This window comes from Sporichthyaceae bacterium (assembly GCA_036269075.1).
Taxonomy (GTDB): Bacteria; Actinomycetota; Actinomycetes; order Sporichthyales; family Sporichthyaceae; genus DASQPJ01.
Genome location: DATASX010000004.1, coordinates 1 through 19,414, shown reverse-complemented (window position 1 = coordinate 19,414; position 19,414 = coordinate 1). Strand labels below are relative to the sequence as shown.

Sequence of the window (19,414 nt, the reverse complement as noted above, 5' to 3'; positions counted from 1 at the left end):
GGCGCGGTTTGGCGGTCGCTGAAGGAAAGTTTGGCGGTCCCTTCGAGCGGCGGCGCTGCCCGGAAGTCCCTCCGGGAGGTAACCGGGGGGTCATCCGAACGGATGATTCGCGCCGGCGATCTTTGCCGCAGAATTCGGCTGGATTCAGTCACGAATCGGACACGGCCCGGTGTCCAGGCCACAAGGTCGACAGCGGAGCAGCGCCGCTGGGCGCGGGGGTGTCGGTGTTCGGCAGGGTGCGGGTGCGTCGCGCATTCCGGTACGTGTCGGGTTTCTCTTTGCTGGCAGGGCTTTTGTCGCTCGGCCCGTTGCTGGACGGGTCGTCCGCGTCATCGTCGTGGGGGGTTTCCGACGGCGCGTCCGGGGTCGGCGAATCGGCGGTCCGCGTGGTGGCCGCGGCCGCGGTCCCGGGTTCGGCCGCTGAGAGTTCGGCGCCGGTGTATCTGGCGCTGGGCGACTCGATCGCCTTCGGCTACAGCCCGCTGCTGAACCCGGCAGACACCCCGGCTTTCATCGGCTACCCGACGGCGGTCGGTACCGGCCTGTCCGACTCGGTGGTCAATGCCGCCTGCCCGGGAGAGACCAGTGCCGGGTTCATCTCGGGCACTGGTTTCGACTTGGGCTGTCGGCCGTTCCGCACCGACTACGGGTTGCACGTGCCGTACGCCGGCACTCAATTGGCCTTCGCCACCGCGTTCCTGGCCGCCCATTCGCAGACGAGCCTGGTGACCCTCGGCATCGGTACCAACGACCTCGTGCGCTGCGTGCGGGCTTCCGCCGACGAATGCGCCCGGGAACTGCCCGCCACGTTGGCGACCTACCGGTCGAACCTCGACACGATCCTGCAGGATCTGCGCGCGGTCTACAGCGGCCAACTGGTGCTGGTGGAGGCGTACTCGCCGTCCTACAACGACACCCGACTGACCGATGCGTTCACGAGCCTGGATGCGGTGCTGGACCAGGAGGCTCGCACCTACCGGGCCCGGGTCGCCCCGGTGCTCGCCGCGTTCGCCGGTCGTGCCGCCCTGACGGCCGGCAACTTGTGCGCCTCCGGTCTGCTCGTCGAGACGCCGAACAGCTGCGACATCCACCCGACGGCCGCCGGCCGCGACCTGCTCGCCGCGACCGTGGCGGCCACCGCGCGGGCCGGTCAGGACACACTGGCCGCCGCCGCTGCGAGCTGGGGCTCGACCTGATCGCCGGCCCCTGGCGCCCACGCCTGATCTATGTAACGCTCGCTCAGTACCTCTGACAGTTGGGAACCGCGTGACGCCGATGCTCGAGGCGGTCCCGGAGGACTGGCGCCGCTTCGACGAGCTCGAACTGGCGCCCACGCTGACCGGTGCCATGGCGGCCTTCCACGAGCAGGGCTACCACGCAACCTCGGTGCGAGACGTCGCCAACCGGGTCGGGCTGACCGTGCCCGCGCTGTACTACCACCACGGCAGCAAGGAAGGGATGCTCGTCGAGCTGCTCACCGGCTCGGTCCAGCACCTGCACGCCCGGCTGTGCCTCGCAATCGACGGCGCCGGCGCGGACCCGGCCGATCAGTTCGCGAACTACATCGAGTGCGTGGTGCTGTTCATGGCCTACCGCCGAGAGGTGGCCAACCTCGACACCGAGATCCGGGCGTTGTCCGCGGTCAACCGGCGGGCCTACGCCAAGGTACGCAAGCAGATCGAGGAACAACTGCTCGGGATCGTCCGCGCCGGTGCCGAGGCCGGGATCTTCCATGTCGACCACCCGGAGGACACGGTCCGCGCGCTGCTCGGCATGGTCCAGGCCGTGGCGACCTGGTACGACCCGGCCGGGTTGCTCAAACCGCCGCAGCTCGCCGAGCGTTACGTGGAGATCGCCAGCCAGACGGTCGGTGCGTCCGCCGCGGTTGCCCGCACCCCGCGCCGCCGCGCGAAGAGCTGACGCCGACAGCCCGTCAGAATCCCGCCGCACAAGGAGAAACCGCCGGGCCGCGCCCGTCGTCAGTGGTGCTGACGAGCGCGGACCGGCGGTGCGACGCCTGCCGGGTGTCCCGTCCCGGGGGCATCATCAGGCCGGACCGTTCGGGCGCCTCGTGTAGCCCGATGGTGGCTGTCCGGTCGTGGTCAGAGACTTTCGACGATCTGCGGTGCGGTCATGCCCGGCCCTCGCGCTCGAGCTGCCGGCGGGCGAACAGCTCGGCGGAGGTTCCGTGGCTCGCCAGGGTGCCCAGATACCCGGTCAGTTGACTGCTCCTGCACGATGCGCTGGGCTACCTAGCGCTCGCTAAGCAACTTAGACGTGCTCGGACCGGCCGTCAACTCCTTTCGTTTCCGTGTCGGTGAACGGCTTTGCGCGTCGCTGTCCGGTGGGAGAATTGCGCCGTGCGGACGCTGTTGAACGTGATCTGGTTCCTGTGCGCCGGCCTGTGGCTGGCCCTGGGCTATCTGGCGGCAGCCGTGCTGATGTTCCTGCTGATCGTCACGATCCCGTTCGGGGTGGCCGCGCTGCGGCTGGCCGGGTACGTGCTGTGGCCGTTCGGGTACACGACGGTGCACCGGCCGACCGCCGGAGCCATGCCGATGCTGGGCAACGTGCTGTGGTTCGTGCTCGCCGGGTTCTGGATCGCGCTGGTTCATGTGGCGATCGGTGTGGGGTTGTGCCTGACCGTGGTCGGGATCCCCTTCGGGATCGCGAACTTCAAGCTGGCCCGGGTCGCGTTGGCGCCGCTGGGCAAGCAGGTCGTGCCGCTCACCGATCGACGCGCGATGCGCCGTTACTACCGAGACTGATCAGGAGGGTCGGCCGGACAACCAGCGCGCCAGGCGGCCGTGTTCGGCCACGGCCCGCAACCGACGTTCGGTCGCTGCCCGGGTCCCGCCCGGGCAGACCACGAGCAGGTCGTCGCCGTGTCGCAACCGGGTATGTTCGGTCGGCGTCAGCGCGCTGCCGTCGCGGACCACCAATGAGACGGCCACACCGGTCGGCAACCGCAGCTCGAACACCGCGACGCCGTGCATCCGGGAGCGCTCCAGGATCCGGACCTGCAGCACGTCGGCGCCCAGCCGCTCCAACGGGGCGGCCTCCAGGTCGAGCATGCGCAGGTCCGCGGTGTCGGTCACCCCCAGGCGACGGGCCAGCCAGGGCAACGAGGTGCCCTGCACCAACGTCCAGAGCACCGCGAGCACGAACACGACGTCGAAGAGCTTCTCGCTGCCCGGCACCCGGTCGACCACCGGGATCGTGGCCACCACGATCGGCACCGCCCCGCGCAGTCCGGCCCAGGACAGGAACGCCTGTTCGCGCCAGGGGATGCGGAACCAACTCGCGGTGCAGGCGACCGAGACCGGCCGGGCGAGCAGCAGCAGCGCCGCCCCGACGCCGACTGCCGGCCACACCCGGTCGCCCAGCCGCGACGGTGTGACGAGCAGGCCGAGCAGTACGAACAACCCGATCTGGGCCAGCCAGGCCAGGCCCTCGGCGAACCCGCGGGTGGCCGGGCCGTGCGGCAGTCGGGAGTTGCCCAGGACCAACCCGGCCACGTAGACGGCCAGGAAGCCGCTGGTGTGTGCCAGCGCCGCCGCGCTGTAGGCGAAGGTGGCCGAGGCGAGCACCGCCACCGGGTACAGGCCGGAGGCAGGCAACGCGACCTGTCTGATGGCCCGCCCGGCGACCACCCCGACGCCGATCCCGATCAACGCGCCGCCGACCAGTTCGGCAGCGATCTCCAGCGCGGTGGTGCCCAGCCCGGCGGCGTCGAAGTGCCGGCTGCCGGACAGCGCGAGCACCAGCAGCACCACCGGGGCGTCGTTCAGCCCGGACTCCGCCTCCAGGATCCCGGTCGGCCGGGGGAGCAGCGGCAACCGGCGCAGCACCGCGAACACCGCCGCGGCGTCGGTGCTGGAGACGATCGCGCCGAGCAGCAGCGAGGTGCGCCACGGCAGGTCCAGCAGTTCGTGAGCAGCCACCCCGGTCACTGCGGTGGAGATCCCGACCCCGACGGTGGCCAGCGCGGCGGCGGCCGGCAGCGCCGGGCGGATCGTGTGCCAGGAGGTGGTCAGGCCGCCCTCGGCCAGGATGATCATCAAGGCCGCGTAGCCCAGTGTCCGGGTCAGCTCGCTGTCGTCGAACTGGATCCCGATCCCGTCCTCGCCGAGCAGCACTCCGAGCCCGAGGTACAGCAACGGCGTGGGCAGCGGCGTCGAGGCGGCGACGCGGATTGCCGCGATCGCAACCAGCAGCACCGCTGAGCCGACCAGCAGGCCGAGATTCAGGTGACCCACAGTCACCGACGTCGCTGCATTCACGGGCGCCCCACGAGCGCCATTCTGCCGCCCGACAAAGCGGTTATTGGCCGAATTCTTGCCTTGTGCGGCATTGCTCCTTTCGTGAGAAAGAGTCAACTTCATACGTAACCGACCGGTCGGTCGGGCAGCGCCCGGGGGACGGGCGCACCTGTCGAAGGAGTGACGAACATGAAGTTCATCCGTTTGGGCGGTGTCCTGGCCGGCGCGATGTTGCTGGCTCCGCTGGCGACCTCTACGGCCCAGGCCGCCGAGATCACTCCGGCCTCGGTCGCGCCGTCGGCCTACGTCCAGAGCGACGACTGCTACTACAGCCACTGGTGGGACGGCTCCTGGCACCGTCACGTCCGCCTGGTCTGCGACAACGACGACAACAACTACTACGGCGGTGGCGGGAACTTCCACCGCGGCGGGCACTTCAACCGTGGCGGCGACCACGGCAACCGCGGCAACCGCGGCAACTTCAGCGGTGGCAACCGCGGCGGGAACTTCCGCGGCAACAGCGGTGGGAACAGCGGCGGACACGGCCGCGGCCGCTAGTCCTCCCCTGACACCGCGGTCCGGTTCCCCGGGCCGCGGTGTCGTACGTCCGGGGTCAGATCAGCCGGGGTCAGATCAGCCGGCGTCGGCTGAGCATCACCAACGACAGGCCCGCGGGCAGCAGCGGCAGCCAGTTCGTCATCAGGCGGAAGGCCACGGTGGCGGTCGCCGCGTTCGCGGTGGGCATCCCGGCGGCCATCAGCATCGCCGCGATCGCCACGTCCTGCGTGCCGAGCCCGCCGGGGGTGGGCACCACCGCGGCCAGCGTGGAAGCGGCCAGGTAGACCGCGGTCACGTGCCACAGGCTGAGGTTCGCCCCGACGCTGTGGACGACCGCCCAGAGCACGACCGCCTGCAGCAGCGGCGTGGCCAACGAACCGAGCCACAGCGCGGCCGCACGCCGCGGATCGCGCATCACGACCCGCAGCCGGTCGAACTCGGCACGCACCCGGTCAGCGGGACCGGGCTGCTCCGGGCGCCCGGCCCGCAGCCGCCGCGGCATCCGACGGACGGCAGCGATCCCGAGGCCGACCAGCACGGCCAGCAACAGCCCGACCACGACCGCTTCGACCGAAGGCTGCGGGAGCTTGACCGTGCTCGGCTCGATGACCAGGACGGTGGCGAGCAGGCTCAAGTGGATGATCACGCCGGCGATCTGGTTGAGGCCCATCGCGGCTGCCGCGGCAGCGCGGCTGAGCCCGCGTCGGCGCAGGAACCGGACGGTCACGGCCATGGCCCCGGTCCCGGCGGGCAGAAGTTGATTGACCAACGAGGCCGCCAGCTGGACCGCGCACATCGTGCCGAGCGGGATCTTGGTCTCGAGCGCGCCGTTCTGGGCGACCGCGGCGGCCAGCGTCAGCGCCGCGCCGGCGGCGGCGGCGACCAACAGCCAACCCGGCGAGGCGTCGGCCAGGCCGGCGAACCCGGCCGCGATCGTGCCTCGACTGTCGACCACGAACCAGACCAGTAAGGCGACCAGCGGCAGCATCAGCCAGCGACGGCCGGCATGCCCCGGCTCAGGGTCGGCCGGGGTCGCGGCGACGTCGACCGGCTTGCGCGGAGCAGGCAGCCGGCGCCCGGAGATGCCCGGTTCGACCCGGTCCAGCGTGATCGTCATCGTCGCCCCCACGTCCCCGTCGCGCACCGGTCCCCACCACGTGCACAGGCAAGACATTGGCGGTCCTGGCTTATGGATTCCTGTGCGCCGACCCCGGCCTTCCTGTGACAGCAACCTCACAGCTCTCGGCAGTCGACAGCCGTACGCCTACGGGGGCGCTGTGAGTCCGCCGACCAACTTCTCGGGCGTGGACCATGACGGCGCAATGTCCTTGTCGGGCCTGCGCGAGGGTGTGACACGGTTGCCCGCACGACGCCGCCGGACACCCCCGGCAGCGCCCGGGTGAATCGATGCGGAGCACCCGTGGGAGGACGAACGGACCCGTGGACCTTCTGACGCTGTCGGCCGCACCGGCCCCGGTCGTGCACCCGGGCCGCGGCGATGTGTTGGATCTCGTCCTGATCGTGCTGGCGATCCGGGCGGGCATGCTCGGCGCCCGGCGCGGGCTGGTGCTCGCCGCGTGCTCGGCCGTCGGGTTCTTCGGCGGAGCCGCGGTGGGTGCGCGGTTCGGCCCGGGCCTGGCCCAGGCCGTGGTCGGCTCCGGCGGCACGGGGCCGAATCATGTGATCGGTCAACGGGTCGTCACGCTGGTCTTCGTCGGGCTGTGCGCGTTGGCTGGGGAGACCATCGCGGTCGCCGTCGGCCTGCGGGCGCGGCGGGTGGTACGGGCCACCCCGGTCGCGGTGCTGGATTCGGCAGGCGGTGTGGTCTTCGAGGTCGGGGTGCTGCTGCTGGTGGCCTGGCTGTTCGCCTCGGCGGTCGCGCTGGCCCCCTTCGCCGGGCTCAGTTCACAGGTCCGTCGGTCCGCGGTGCTGGACGAGATCAACTCGGTGATCCCCCAGTCGCTGCGGACGCTGTCCGGCACCCTGTCCCGCGAACTCCAGCAGCACGCGATGCCGTACTTCCTCTCGCCCTTCGGCGGGTTCCCGGCACCGTCGCCGTTCGTGGGTTCGCCGGACGCCGGTCCGGTGCCAGACGTGCTGAGCGCGGCCGGGCCTTCGGTGGTCAAGATCCACGGCGTCGCGAGCGGGTGCAGCCGTGCGGTGGAGGGCTCCGGGTTCGTCTACGCGCCCGACCACGTGATGACCAACGCCCACGTGGTCGCCGGGGTGCACTCCGCGCCGACGGTGCTGATCCCGAACGGTGGTTCGTTGACCGCCAAGGTCGTCCTGTTCGACCCGAACCGCGACATCGCCGTGCTCTACGTCCCCGGCCTGGACCGCAAGTCGTTGTCGTTCGCCGGTCCGCAGCAGATCGGTGCCGACGCGGTCGTCGCCGGCTACCCGGAGGACGGCCCGTTGACCCCGGCCGCCGCCCGCATCGCCGGCGACCAGACCGTGTCCGGCCCGAACATCTACCAGAGCAAACAGGTCAGCCGTGAGGTCTACACGGTGCGCGGGACGGTGCTGCCGGGCAACTCCGGTGGGCCGCTGCTGACCACCTCGGGCAGCGTGGCGGGCGTCGTGTTCGCCGCCTCGTTGGACGCCAACGACGTCGGCTACGCGCTCACCGCCACCGAGGTGGCCTCGGACGCGACCAAGGGCGCGGACGCCACGACCGCCGTCTACACGCAGGGTTGCGACTGACGTCGCTGTTGCCCGGGTTGCTGCGGGTGCGCAAGGGATTGCCTGGCAATGCCCCGTTCCGCTTCCGGACTCGAACCGGTCACGTTTTGTACGCCCAATACGTGTCGCTGGACATAATCCCTCGGTGACCGACGACGACTCCCTCTGGGACCGGCCCCGCCAGGCGCGGTCCGAGCCGTCCGTCGAGGTGTCCGAGTCGGGCGGGCCCGACGACGTCCCGGGAACGCCGCGGGCGGCGCATCGGCACCGTGCCGCTCCGACCGGCGGGATGCGCCGGGCGCTGCTGCTGATCGGAATGACGCTGGTGCTGCCCGGGTCCGCGCAGCTGCTCGCCGGCAGCAAGGCCGTCGGGCGCGCTGCCGTCCGGGTGCTGATCCTGCTGGCTGTGGCAGCCGGGGCCGTCTGGTGGCGGCTGGGCCGCAACGGGATCGTGGTGTGGTCGCTGCACCCGGCGGTGCTGTCCGCCGTCGAGGCCACCCTGGTGGTGCTCGGGCTGTGCTGGGCCGCGCTGCTGGTCGACGCGTGGCGGTTGGGCCGACCGCGGGGGATGGGGGTCGCACCCCGGGTGCTCTGCACCGGGCTGGCGCTCGGCATGATCGCCGCGATCGGCACCCCGGTGACCTACGCGGTCCAGCTGGCCTCCGCGCAGCGCGACCTGATCACCACGCTGATCCAGCCCGGCCCCGTCGCGAAGCTGTACGAGGGCCGGTTGAACATCGCGATCCTGGGCGGCGACGGTGGCCTGGACCGCAGCGGGATCCGCACCGACCAGGACGCGGTCGCCAGCATCGACGTCCACACCGGCAAGGCATTGCTGATCTCGATCCCGCGAAACCTGCAGTACGCCCAGTTCCCGCCGGGCAGCACGATGGCGGACAAGTTCCCCAACGGCTTCCCGCAGTTCTTCTACGCCATCTACGAGTACGGCTCGCAGCACCCGGAGTTGTTCCCCGGCGCGCGCAATCCCGGCGCTACCGCGACCGAGTCGGCGATGGCCCAGATGCTCGGCATCCCGATCCAGTACTACGTGACGCTGAACCTGCAGGGCTTCACGAGCCTGATCGACTCCTTGGGCGGGCTGACCATCCGGGTCGCGCAGCGCCTGCCGATCGGCGGCGGACACAAGACCGGTGCCTGCGACCTGCCCGGTGGCGGCTGCCGCGAGGGCGCGCCGAACCCGATCCTCGGCTACATCGAACCGGGCCTGCAGAAGCTCGACGGCTATCACGCGCTCTGGTACGCCCGGTCGCGGTCGTCCACCACCGACTACGACCGGATGTCGCGGGAACGGTGCGTGCTCAACGGGATCCTCAAGCAGATGGACCCGCTGACCGTGCTCACCCACTACAAGTCGCTGGTCTCCTCGGCCAAGAACGTGGTCAAGACGGACCTCACCCAGGGCGCGCTGGACGTCCTGGTGAAGACGGCCGCCGCGACCAAGAAGTCGAACGTCACCGACCTGCAGCTGCAGCCGCCGCTGATCGACCCGCAGTTCCCCGCGGTCCAGCCGATTCGCGATCTCGTCCGGCAGGCGATCGATGCATCGAACGCGGTGCCGACGACGCCGACCTATGAGGCGGCGAGTCGGATCACACCCAAGAACGGGAAGAAGACGCGGGTGAAGCCCGCGACCACGGCCCCGCCAGGAGCCGTCGCCATCGTCAGCCTCGACCAGGTCTGCCAGTACTCCTGAGCCGTCGGGCCTCGCAGTTCTCACGGAATTCATGCACGAAACGCCCGTCGAGCGGCATGCCAGGTGCCTGAACAGGGCAGTCTGGAACAGGGCAATCTGGGCGTGGGTCGGCACCGAAAGCGTTCGTGGTGGAAGCCAGCGCGGAGTTCGGCGGGGAGGCGATCAGAGCGATGGGTGCCATGACATCTGAGCGGACGTCCCGTGCGGAGGTCAGGTTTCGCGTGCGGCGTCGCCGAGTCGTCCGGCGTGTGGTCGGAGCCACTGTCGGGTCGCTGATCCTCGGCACGGGGGTCCCGGCCGCGACGGCCGCGCGCGACGCCGCGCAACGCCCGGGGGACCGGCAGTTGATGGCGGTCGGTCTCGGCGACTCGGCCCTGACCAACCAGAACTGCGGATGTGCTGACCTGCTGGCCGACTACGGCCTGCTGGCCGGCCGGCGCACCGGGTCCGACGTCGAGGTCCGCAACGAGGCCAAGGCCGGTTCGACCAGCGACGACCTGCGCAAGGGCATGGGCGACCCGGGGCTGCTCGGGGAGCTCACGCAGGCCAACGTGGTGGTGATCTTCACCGGCGCCAACGACTTCTTCCCCGCGTTCGGCACGGTCTCCGGCGGCGGTTCGGTGGAGAAGAACTACGCCCCGGTCGCTCTGACGGTCCGGCGCAACGTCGAGTCGGTCGTCGCCGAGGTCCGCAAGCACAACAGCCGCGCCCGGATCGTGGTCTGCGGGTACTGGAACGACTTCAAGGACGGCTCCGTCGCCCGCCACCAGTACTCCGCGAAGCAGCGCACGGCCGCCGACGCGGCCACCAAGTACACGAACGGCGCATTGCAGAAGGCGGCCGACTCGGCCGGCGTGCACTACGTCTCGACCCGGAAACTGTTCCATGCGGAGCGCGACGTGACCCCGATGCTGGCCTCCGACGGCGACCACCTCAGCGCCGCCGGCCACCGGAAGATCGCGCAGGCGCTGGTGGACCTTCTGCACCCGGCCGACCACCCGAACGTCGACCCGGCGCCGGCCGCCGGGCCCCGGCCGGCCCAACCGGAGCCGGTGCCGTCCGCGCCGCTGCCGCCGCTGCTCCCGGGTACGAATCGCCCGCACTGAGCACGGATCTGACGGTTGGTCAGAGCTCGCGCTCGTAGTAGAACATGAGATTCCCGTCCGCGGTCCGGTTGCGGAAGCCCGCGCTCTGGTAGAGCGCCCGGGCGGCCAGATCCGGTTCGTCGACGCAGATCTCCATCCAGTCGGCCCGGCGCTCGACGGCGGCGATCAGGGAGGCCTGCAGCAGGGCCCGGCCCAGCCCCCGCCCCCGGTGCTCCGGGCGGACGAAAAGTTCGGCCAGGCAGGCCTCCTGGCCGGTGGTCCACAACGCCGGCCGGAACCGCAGCACCACCACCGCATCCGGGCCCGCGCCGCCGACCAGCGCCACGGTGTCGCCGCCGGCCAGCAGTTCATCCAGCCGCATCCCCAGGGCCTCGGGGCCGGGGGTGACCTCGTCGAACTCGGTGTTGAACTCGTGCAGCAGCAGGGCGGCGGCCGCGGTGTCTCCCGCTTCCACGGGCCGGATCGTCGGGTCCATCGCTGCCTCAGTCCTCGCCGCGCTGTCGGAAGCGGTGGGCCAGTCGGGGGTCCGTCTCCCACCACAGGGCACCGGTGGGCTCGGCGGCAGGTTCCGCCCCTGGCTGCGGGCGGCCGGCTTCGCGGGCCTCGGCGGCGTCCAGGGCGGCGTCGACCCGGGCCGTCTGCTCCTTGTCCTCGCCGAGCAGCCGGCGGGCCACGAACCCGAGGAAGACCAGGCCGATGAGGTCGCCGCCGATCCAGAGCACCCCGGCCCCGATCGTCTGGTCGAGTCGGGCGTCGGGCCCCCACGAATGGGCCGCGGAGTAGTAGCCGGCCGCGATCGTCGGACCGAGCCACAGCCGGACGCCCAACGCCCCGTCCAGCACCACCTCGGCGATGCTCATCGCCACCGTGATCAGGTGCGGGTCGGCGCGCGGGGTCGGGTCTACGCGCAGGCGCGTCCAGAAGTACAGGAATCCGGCACCGAGCAGGCCGGCGCCGACCGCGCCGGCGCCGACGGCGTGGCGCTGGGTCGGTTCGTACAGCGGGGTCAGGTACACGACGTACAGCGGGGCGATCAGCGCGATCGCCATCGCGGGCGGGAACGTGAGTCTCCGGGCGGTCGGGCTGTGCAGCACCCGGGAGCACCGCGCCCGCGCGCGCCCCGGCAGCACGTCGCGGAGCAGCGTGAGCGGAGCTCCGAGCGCGAGCAGCATCGGGCTGACCATGAGCAGGACCAGGTTCTGGACCGCCCGCACCCAGAACAACGTGTCGGCGTAGACCCCGATCCCGGTGCAGCAGACGGCGAGAATCGACAGCGCACCGGCCAGGAAACTCGCGGTGCGGGTGACCGGCCACCTACCCGGTCGCAAGTGCAACGCGAATAGGTACCAGCCAATCGCAACCGCGACCGCGAACACGACCCCGGGGGCCGGTTGCCACTCGGCGAGCATCCGGCCCGAGTCCAACGGCGGGCGCACATTCACGCCGTTCACCGTCTCATGGTTTACCGCGGAGCCGTTCTGGCGCGTAATGTGATGGAAGAAGCAGTTTAAAGCGGTCAGGAGGAGTCCCAATGTTTCGTGGTGCTCTCGAGCCGTGGCACCTGGTGATTCTGGCCGTGGTGTTCATGGCGTTGTTCGGTGCCAAGCGGTTGCCCGAATCGGCCAAGTCGCTCGGCGAATCGCTGCACATCTTCAAGAAGACGATGCGCGGGCCCGAGGAGCAGGCCGCGCCGCCGACCCCCCAGTCGGTCGAGCAGCGCGCCTTCGACGCCACCAAGACCGGCGAGGCTCCGCACGCCTGACCCGCACGCCTGACCTTGTGCCGCGGGCCGAGCGGCCCGCGGCACAAGTGGTTCGGCCAGGCGGTTCGGGTGGTGCGCTCAGCTCAGGATGTTCACGGCCCGGGCGACGACCAGGCCGACCACCGCCAGGGCCACCGCGGACTGCACGGCCATGAGCGCCTTGGCCCACCGGGTCAGCGGCATCGTGTCCGTGGGGCTGAACGCGGTGGCGTTGGTGAACGACAGGTACGCGTAGTCGACGAAGGTCGGCTCCCAGTCCGGATGGCTCACGTCCGGGGTGGCCATCTGCGGGAACATGAAGTCCGGGTGCGGGTCGTGCGCACCGGCCCGGGCGACCGGGCCGCCCCGGTCCAACTCCCAATAGAGCAGCGCGAACGCGACGATGTTCGTGACGTAGATCGAGGCGCCGCTGCCGAACAGCACGGTCGGGTCCTTCGAGCCGTGGCCGACCAGGATCGCGTGGATCAGCCGTAGCGCCGAGTAGGCGTTGGCCAGCACGATCAGGGCGCACAGGCCCAGGCCACCGAACCGGGCGATCGGGTGCGTGCGGTTCATCCGTAGCGGGTTGAAGATCGTCAGGCCGACCAGCGCAGCACCCTCCAGCGCGGGCAGCAGCCACGTCGGGCGCACAGCCAACTTGTCCGGCAGGACCGCCTGAAGCACGATCGCGATCACGACCGCCAGCACGACCGGCAACCGGGCTTCGCCTCGGGTCTGCCGCAGCCAGGCCGGGACCGACGAGACGTGCGGCACGGTGCCCAGGTGCGGCAACCGGCCGCTTCGTTCGATGTGGTGCAGCCGCCTGTCAACGGCGGCTCGTCCGCCGGCCAGGTAGCAGTCGCGCCAGGCCGCGTAGGTCGCCCGGTCGGTGCCGTGCGCGGCAGCCACCTCTTCATCGCCGCGTCCGGAACGCAGGCCGTCGAGGACCATCGCGACTGTCGCCTCGGGGTCGACCGAATCGCGTCCGGCGCCCAAATCGCCACCCCCGTAGCCGATCACCGTCGTGGCATCATCGCCAAGCTTGCGTTGATGTGCAAATGTCGTTGTCTGACGGAATCCGGACAAATCGTCGTGTTACGCCTTGGGCCGTGGGTAATCCGTTGTCCGAGTTGCGCAGGTGTATGGCGTGGGCGGCGTGCGAGTGTCACGATTCGAAACAATTGGGGGATAGCGTGACAGACATCGCGGTGCAGGCTTCCGGCCCCCGCGGGGGTAGGTCAGGTCGATCCCGCCAGGTCGCCGGCCGTCCGCCGAGAACCGCCGGCTACGGAGGAAATTGATGCGACCTCGTTGGTGGACCGGCCGCGGCGCGGCCGGAACAGGCCTGCTCGCGGTGGGCCTCGCGGCGGTGGCCGTCCACGGTCCGTCCGCCCGGGCCGATACCGGCGATCACGGCGACGCGGTCGCCGGGGCGTTGGCGGCGCTGCGCGACAACGGGTCCCAGCTCGGGTTCGACGACGACGGGCAGGGTCCGGCGGGCCTGGGCAAGCAATACGGGGTCACCGCCACCGATGTGATGGTCGACCCGGACGGCTCCACATTCGTGCGCATGGACCGGACCTTCGCCGGCCTGCCGGTGCTCGGCGGAGACTTCGTGGTCCACCGGATCGCGGACGGACGTTGGGTCGGCGCCAGCGCCACCCTCCGGCGTTCCTTGGACAACCTCGGTGTCACCCCGGCACTGTCGCCGATCGCGGCGATCACCACTGCCGGCATCGGGCTCGGCACCCGGGTCGCGCGGTTGCTCGGCACCCCGACCCTTGTCGTCGACACCTTGCACGGCAGTCCGGCGCTGGCCTGGGAGGTCGTCTCCGGCGGCACCCAGCCGGACGGGACGCCGAGCCGGATGCACACGCTGGTCGACGCGCAGACCGGCAAGGTGCGCGACGCCGCCGAGGAGGTCCAAAGCCTGCGACGCACCGACCAGCCGGTGCCCGGTGGTGGCAGTGGCAGTGCCGCGCCGGCCGCCGGTTCCGCCGACCCGCAGCCGCCCAGCCAGTCCGACGGCCCGCAGTCCGACGGTCGGCAGTCCGGGCCGGCCTCCGGCGGGGGAGCGTCGAGTCCGCAGGCCCAGCGCGCCACGACCGAGGCGCAGGGCAAGCCCACCCTCGGTGAGGGTCACTCGCTCTACGTCGGCAAGGTCAAGCTCTCGACCGCGCTGCTGTCCGGGACCTACGCGCTGAAGGACCTGACCCGGGGCGCCGCGTTCACCGGCGACGCCGAGGACACCCAGGACAACTGCCTGCCGGTGGCCTCGCTCTGCGCGTCGAATGCCCCGGCCACCCAGTTCACCTCGAAGACCAACGACTGGGGCAACGGGCAGAACGCGAACCGCGAGAGCGCCGCGGTCGACGCGACCTACGGCTCGGACATGACCTGGGACTACTACAAGAACACGTTCAAGCGGTCCGGCGTGAACAACGACGGCATCGGTGTGTTCAGCCGCGTCCACTACGGCAAGAACTACGCGAACGCGTTCTGGAGCGACGACTGCTTCTGCATGACTTACGGTGACGGCGACGGCAAGCAGCTCGGCCCGCTGGTCTCACTGGACATCACCGGACACGAGATCACGCACGGCGTCACCGCGCGCACCGCCAAGCTCGGCGGCGACGGCGAATCGGGCGGGCTGAACGAGGCCAACAGCGACATCTTCGGGACGATGGTCGAGTTCACCGCTCACAACGCGGCCAACCCCGGCGACTACCTGATCGGCTCGACGTCGTTCATCGAACGGCGCGACAAGGACGGCAAGCTCAACGCTATCCGGTACATGGACCAGCCGTCGAAGGACAAGTCGTCGCCGGACTGCTGGAGTTCGTCGGTCCGCAATCTCGACGTGCACCTGTCCGCGGGCATCGGCGACCACTTCTTCTACCTGCTCTCGGAGGGCAGCGGGAAGAAGACCGTCAACGGCATCAGCTACGACAGCCCGACCTGCGACAACAAGAAGGTCGGGGGGATCGGGCGGGAGACCGCGGCCAACATCTGGTACCGGGCGTTGACCCACTACTTCACCTCGGGCACCGATTACGCTGCCGCGCGGGCGGCCGTGGTCAGCGCCGCCACCGATCTCTACGGGGCGAAGTCGGCGCAGGTGGCCGCGGTGAACGCGGCGTGGGACGCGGTCAACGTGCACCTCGACGACGACTCGTCCGGTTCGCTCGGCGGGGGACTTTTCTAGGGCTGTCCGGTCTAGGGCCGTCCGGGCGAATGCGTTCGGCTGACCAGATCTTGGCCGATCGGGGAATGGTGGTCCGTCCCCGTCTGGCTAGGTTCGAAGGGTGGTCAGTCTTGCGGTCGCGGAACGGTACGGGCGCAGTGCTCGACGGCTCCCGCTCGTCCCGACACTTGCCCTCGCGGCGTTCGCGTTGGTCGCGGTCGCGGTCGAGCGCGGCGGCCGCCTGGTTGCACTCGACCACCGCATCGCCGACTGGCTGGTCGTCCATCGTTCGGTGGCTGGGCTGCGCGTAGCGACCGGACTGATCTACCTGGGTGAGCCCAACCTGATGCCGTTCGTCCTGCTCGCGCTGGCCGGTGTGCTCAGTGCTCGGCGCCGCAGTTGGGAGCCGATCCGAGTGGCGGCGATCGCCGTCGCAGCGTTGAGCGTCGTGGTGCTGGGAACCAAGGAGGCCTTCGGGCGGGGCGGGCCCGCGGGTCAGCTCGCGGTGAGCTCGGGCTGGCGGGTCGACCAGTTCGTCTCGTTCATGCACCGCGGGGCGTTCCCCTCCGGCCACACGACCACCGCGATCGTGACCTGGACGACGGCGGTGGTGCTGATCCGGGGTCGCTTGGGTCGGGCCGGTCTCGCATTGGTGTCCGCGGTCGCGTTGGTCGTGGGGGCCAGCCTGGTGTACGCCGGGTTCCACTGGCTCTCGGATGTGCTCGGGGCCTACGCGCTGGGAATCGCGCTGTCCTGGGCCTTGGTGCGAATCACCCGTCGCGAGAACGAACCGGCAAATCGGATGAATTGTCATGTTCCGGAATTTCTTATCCGCCAACCGGTCACAACTCGGTCCCAAGCCGGCGCGTAATCCACCCGACCGGCACATTGCCGGCAGATGATCGGGCGCAACGATTCCGATCCGCAGGGAGATTCGACGATGCGCCGTCCCCGTTCCGTACTGGCCGTGGCTGCTGCCGGGCTCCTGCTCGCCGGCTGCGGCAGCAAGGGTTCGACCGCACAAGCACCGCCGGCGCCGGCGCCGGTAGTCACGGCAACCCCGTCCGCGACCCCGACCGCGAGCTCGGTCGACCCCGCCTCGGTCGACGCGAACGAGCTGGGCGAGGTCCCGGTGTTCATGTACCACCAGATCCTGACCACGCTGCCCAAGGGCGACGAGTACAGCCAGACCCCCGACCACTTCAAGGCCGAGCTGCAGACCCTGTACGACATGAACTTCCGGCCGATCACCGCGGCCGACCTGGTCGCCGGGAAGATCGACGTCCCGGCCGGGAAGCACCCGATGGTGATGACCTTCGACGACGGCACCACCAGCCAGGCCGGCCTGGACCCATCGGGCAACCCGAAGCCGGACACGGCGCTGGGCATGATGGAGGCCTTCGGCCAGGCCCACCCGGACTGGCACTCGACCGCCACGTTCTACGTCAACGACAGCCCGTTCCAGGACCCGAAGGTGCTGCCGTGGCTGGTTCAGCACGGGTACGACGTCGGCGTGCACACCAAGACCCACCCGGTGCTGAGCAAGGACTCCGACGCGCAGGTCCAGCAGGAGATCGGCGGCAACTACCAGGACATCCAGAAGGCGCTGCCGGGATTCAAGATCACGACGATGGCGCTGCCGTTCGGGGTGTTCCCGGTCGACCGCGCGTTGGCCTCGGCAGGTACCTACAACGGGCAGAGCTACAACCTGTCCGGTGTGATGCTGGTCGGCGCGAACCCGGCGCCCTCGCCGTTCGCGAAGTCGTTCAACCCGCTCAAGATCGCGCGCGTGCGGTCGGACTCGCCGACGGTCGAGCTGAACTCCGACTACTACCTCCCGATCTGGAAGAAGAACCCGTCGGTTCTGTACACCTCCGACGGCGACCCGAACAAGATCTCCTTCCCGGCCGCGAAGGCTGCGCTGCTGAACTCGAACTACCAGTCACAGGCGAACCCCTACGGGAGCACCGGCACGAGCTCGGCCGAGCCGTCCTCCTCGGCGTCGCCGAGCCCGACCGCGACGAAGAAGAGCACGAAGTCGCCGTCGCCCACGCCGTCTGCCACGGAGAGCACCGAACCGAAGCCCTCGTCCTCGACGACGCCGTGACGCACCGTCACTAATCACCTGTGCGGCCCGCTCCGTTCACCGCGGGGCGGGCCGCACAGTTGTAGTGTCGGGAGCAGTGCCCGCCCCGCGTCGAGGAGTCCCGATGGTCGACTACCCCACCCCGGCCCAGCCCGGTGGTTTCCCCGTGCTGCTTCCCACCGAGGTGCACGAGGGCGGCGGCCCCGGCGTGAACTACCGGATCGAGGGCCAGTTGGTGCCGGTGCTGCACCTGGCGCTCGACGGCTCGCTGCCGGTGTTCTTCGAGCATCACGTGATCCTGTGGAAGCAGCCGCAGGTCGACGTCGCGATCAAGAAGCTCAAGGGCGCGTTCAAGCGGGTCATCTCCGGCATGCCGATCTTCATGACCGAGGCGCGCAACGCCGGCCAGATCGCGTTCTCGCGCGACTCCGCCGGCCAGATCGTCACGCTGAACCTCCCGCCCGGCGGGGGAGTCCTGGTCCGTGAGCACCAGTTCCTGGCCGCGACCGGAAACCTCGAGTACACCTACGAACGAGCCGGCGGCTTCGGCAGCATGATGTTCGGCCAGCAGGGCTTCTTCATCGATCGCTTCGAGTCGAATCAGGGCCCTGCCACCCTTTGGCTGCACGCCCACGGCAACGCCTTCGAGATGAACCTTGCTCCGGGACAGGTCATCGACGTCGAACCCGGTGGCTGGATCTACCGTGAGATGAGCGTCGGCTACACGCAGCAGGTCTTCGGCCTGAAGACCGGCTTCCTCGGCGGTGGCGGCAACCTGGTGTTCAACCGCTTCACCGGGCCGGGCCGCGTCGGCCTCCAGTCGGGCTACTACACCGGCGAGGTTGCCGACGCCGCAGCCGGCGCCGCGATCGGCGGAGCGGCCGGCGGGCTCCGTGGCGCCGCCGCCGGCGGAATTCTCGGCGCGGCCCTGGGCGGCATGTTCGGCGGGAACGACTGAATTCCGAGAACAAACGTAGATCCGATAAATACGGCCACTACAACGGTCCGCCTCATAGGACGTGCACCGAAGTAACGGCGGAGCGGAGGCACCTGAGCCGACCACGGCGGGGGATGCGCCGGCGACGGAACAGCGTCTCGGAACGCTTGCGGACGGTCGGCCGGCAACGGCGTGGGGGTGCAAGGAATCGGTGGCCGCGAAAATGTCGGTGGCGGCGGATATGTTCGGGGTATGGAAATCACCGCTCCCGTCGAGGCGATCGCCTTGCTGGAGAGCGATTTCGCGGTCGTGCAGAAGCTCCTCGGCGAGGAGATCTGGCGCGCGGGAGATTCCGATCTTGTGGAGTGTCTGCGTCGGGTGCACCGGTTGGTCGAGCAGGTCCAGGGGCTGCGGGCCGGCCTGGTCGCCGAGGGCGAGCAGCGAGGCATGCCCGCCGCGGTCGGGGCGGTGGATTCCCGGGCCTGGTTGCGCTCGGTGCTGACGATGTCGCCCGGCGAGGCGACGGTGACCGCGCGGATGGCGCAGGCGCTGAATGAGCAGCGGCAGCAGACCGGGGGGGCCTTGGCCGCCGGGCATCTCGACTGGGAGCAGGCCCGGGCGATCGTCGAGGTCGTGCAGCGGTTGGCCCGTACGGCGACGGTGCAGCAGCAGGTCGAGGTCGAGACCTTCCTGCTGGAACGGGCCGGGGAACTGAACTCCGCGGAGATGCGCGGGTTGGAGAAGGTCCTGGCGCACTACCTGGATCCCGACGGGCTGGAACCGGTTGAGGACAGGGCCAAGGCCAAGCGTGCCGCGTACTTGCTGCGCAACGGTGACGGGACCGGCACGTTGAAGTGGACCGACGCCGAGGAGAACCTGGCCCTGCTGCAGGCCGCGATCGAACCGCTCGCCGGCCCCGAGCCCGGACCCGACGGGGAACGCGACCCCCGTGACCCCGCTCTACGTCGGGCTGACGCGCTGGTCGACCTGGTCTCGATGACCCTGCGCCATGGTGAGCTGCCGACCGCGCGTGGGGTCCGCCCGCACCTGGTCATCACCCTGGGCGACGCGCCCCTGGCCAGCACCGCGAGCGGTGAGCATCTCTCCGATGCCGCGGTGCGGCGGATCTGCTGCGACGCGGAGT

At 70.2% G+C, this 19,414-nt stretch carries 18 protein-coding genes; 13 read left to right on the top strand and 5 right to left on the bottom strand.

Annotation, left to right across the window (positions count from 1 at the left end; all coding sequences use genetic code 11):
• Window positions 1–278: 278 nt before the first annotated feature.
• From VHU88_00520 to VHU88_00510, 3 genes are all read left to right on the top strand, one after another.
• Entirely contained in the window at window positions 279–1,196 is a 918-nt protein-coding gene (locus VHU88_00520; GenBank protein ID HEX3610145.1) for an SGNH/GDSL hydrolase family protein, read from the top strand.
• Window positions 1,197–1,275: 79 nt separating this feature from the next.
• On the top strand, window positions 1,276–1,920 hold the full coding sequence (locus VHU88_00515) for a TetR/AcrR family transcriptional regulator (GenBank protein HEX3610144.1): 645 nt from the start codon (window positions 1,276–1,278) through the stop codon (window positions 1,918–1,920).
• A 440-nt stretch (window positions 1,921–2,360) separates the two neighbouring features.
• Complete coding sequence (locus tag VHU88_00510) at window positions 2,361–2,768, top strand: YccF domain-containing protein (protein HEX3610143.1); 408 nt, start codon at window positions 2,361–2,363, stop codon at window positions 2,766–2,768.
• Here VHU88_00510 and VHU88_00505 read toward each other — a convergent pair whose 3' ends face one another.
• The gene (locus VHU88_00505) at window positions 2,769–4,283 is read right to left on the bottom strand and encodes a potassium/proton antiporter (protein ID HEX3610142.1); all 1,515 of its coding nucleotides are present in this window, start codon (window positions 4,281–4,283) and stop codon (window positions 2,769–2,771) included. It lies immediately after the preceding gene.
• Window positions 4,284–4,451: 168 nt separating this feature from the next.
• On the opposite strand from VHU88_00505, the gene VHU88_00500 reads away from it, so the two are divergent.
• On the top strand, window positions 4,452–4,820 hold the full coding sequence (locus VHU88_00500; GenBank protein ID HEX3610141.1) for a hypothetical protein: 369 nt from the start codon (window positions 4,452–4,454) through the stop codon (window positions 4,818–4,820).
• 70 nt (window positions 4,821–4,890) lie between these two features.
• Here VHU88_00500 and VHU88_00495 read toward each other — a convergent pair whose 3' ends face one another.
• Complete coding sequence (locus VHU88_00495) at window positions 4,891–5,964, bottom strand: lysylphosphatidylglycerol synthase transmembrane domain-containing protein (protein ID HEX3610140.1); 1,074 nt, start codon at window positions 5,962–5,964, stop codon at window positions 4,891–4,893.
• Window positions 5,965–6,260: 296 nt separating this feature from the next.
• Between VHU88_00495 and VHU88_00490 the strand changes: the two genes are divergently transcribed.
• From VHU88_00490 to VHU88_00480, 3 genes are all read left to right on the top strand, one after another.
• Window positions 6,261–7,523, top strand: a complete 1,263-nt coding sequence (locus VHU88_00490) for a MarP family serine protease (GenBank protein ID HEX3610139.1) — start codon at window positions 6,261–6,263, stop codon at window positions 7,521–7,523.
• A 124-nt stretch (window positions 7,524–7,647) separates the two neighbouring features.
• Window positions 7,648–9,216, top strand: coding sequence for an LCP family protein (locus tag VHU88_00485; GenBank protein HEX3610138.1), 1,569 nt, complete (start codon window positions 7,648–7,650; stop codon window positions 9,214–9,216).
• A 248-nt stretch (window positions 9,217–9,464) separates the two neighbouring features.
• Window positions 9,465–10,322 (top strand): SGNH/GDSL hydrolase family protein, encoded by an 858-nt coding sequence (locus VHU88_00480; protein HEX3610137.1) that lies wholly within the window; start codon window positions 9,465–9,467, stop codon window positions 10,320–10,322.
• A 19-nt stretch (window positions 10,323–10,341) separates the two neighbouring features.
• Here the strand turns inward: VHU88_00480 and VHU88_00475 are convergent, their stop codons facing one another.
• Both VHU88_00475 and VHU88_00470 read right to left on the bottom strand, forming a co-directional pair.
• Window positions 10,342–10,797 (bottom strand): GNAT family N-acetyltransferase, encoded by a 456-nt coding sequence (locus VHU88_00475; protein HEX3610136.1) that lies wholly within the window; start codon window positions 10,795–10,797, stop codon window positions 10,342–10,344.
• 7 nt (window positions 10,798–10,804) lie between these two features.
• Entirely contained in the window at window positions 10,805–11,773 is a 969-nt protein-coding gene (locus tag VHU88_00470) for a cytochrome c oxidase assembly protein (protein ID HEX3610135.1), read from the bottom strand.
• Window positions 11,774–11,853: 80 nt separating this feature from the next.
• On the opposite strand from VHU88_00470, the gene tatA reads away from it, so the two are divergent.
• Complete coding sequence (gene tatA, locus VHU88_00465) at window positions 11,854–12,084, top strand: twin-arginine translocase TatA/TatE family subunit (protein HEX3610134.1); 231 nt, start codon at window positions 11,854–11,856, stop codon at window positions 12,082–12,084.
• A gap of 78 nt (window positions 12,085–12,162) precedes the next feature.
• On the opposite strand, the gene VHU88_00460 is transcribed toward tatA, so the two are convergent.
• Window positions 12,163–13,083, bottom strand: coding sequence for a helix-turn-helix domain-containing protein (locus VHU88_00460; GenBank protein ID HEX3610133.1), 921 nt, complete (start codon window positions 13,081–13,083; stop codon window positions 12,163–12,165).
• Window positions 13,084–13,363: 280 nt separating this feature from the next.
• On the opposite strand from VHU88_00460, the gene VHU88_00455 reads away from it, so the two are divergent.
• The 5 genes from VHU88_00455 to VHU88_00435 all read left to right on the top strand — a co-directional run.
• Window positions 13,364–15,268, top strand: coding sequence for a M4 family metallopeptidase (locus tag VHU88_00455; GenBank protein ID HEX3610132.1), 1,905 nt, complete (start codon window positions 13,364–13,366; stop codon window positions 15,266–15,268).
• A 100-nt stretch (window positions 15,269–15,368) separates the two neighbouring features.
• Entirely contained in the window at window positions 15,369–16,118 is a 750-nt protein-coding gene (locus VHU88_00450) for a phosphatase PAP2 family protein (GenBank protein ID HEX3610131.1), read from the top strand.
• A gap of 69 nt (window positions 16,119–16,187) precedes the next feature.
• Window positions 16,188–17,354 carry a polysaccharide deacetylase family protein gene (locus tag VHU88_00445; GenBank protein ID HEX3610130.1) on the top strand — a complete coding sequence of 389 codons (1,167 nt, stop codon included), beginning with the start codon at window positions 16,188–16,190 and terminating at the stop codon, window positions 17,352–17,354.
• Window positions 17,355–17,457: 103 nt separating this feature from the next.
• The gene (locus VHU88_00440; protein ID HEX3610129.1) at window positions 17,458–18,291 is read left to right on the top strand and encodes an AIM24 family protein; all 834 of its coding nucleotides are present in this window, start codon (window positions 17,458–17,460) and stop codon (window positions 18,289–18,291) included.
• A gap of 231 nt (window positions 18,292–18,522) precedes the next feature.
• On the top strand, window positions 18,523–19,414 hold an 892-nt coding region (locus VHU88_00435), incomplete at its 3' end, for a DUF222 domain-containing protein (protein HEX3610128.1).

Coding starts and splice junctions, on each gene's coding strand:
- VHU88_00500 (HEX3610141.1), top strand. CDS start 4,452: ATGAAGTTCATCCGTTTGGGCGGTGTCCTGGCCGGCGCGATGTTGCTG.
- VHU88_00515 (HEX3610144.1), top strand. CDS start 1,276: ATGCTCGAGGCGGTCCCGGAGGACTGGCGCCGCTTCGACGAGCTCGAA.
- tatA (HEX3610134.1), top strand. CDS start 11,854: ATGTTTCGTGGTGCTCTCGAGCCGTGGCACCTGGTGATTCTGGCCGTG.
- VHU88_00455 (HEX3610132.1), top strand. CDS start 13,364: ATGCGACCTCGTTGGTGGACCGGCCGCGGCGCGGCCGGAACAGGCCTG.
- VHU88_00475 (HEX3610136.1), bottom strand. CDS start 10,797: ATGGACCCGACGATCCGGCCCGTGGAAGCGGGAGACACCGCGGCCGCC.
- VHU88_00445 (HEX3610130.1), top strand. CDS start 16,188: ATGCGCCGTCCCCGTTCCGTACTGGCCGTGGCTGCTGCCGGGCTCCTG.
- VHU88_00440 (HEX3610129.1), top strand. CDS start 17,458: ATGGTCGACTACCCCACCCCGGCCCAGCCCGGTGGTTTCCCCGTGCTG.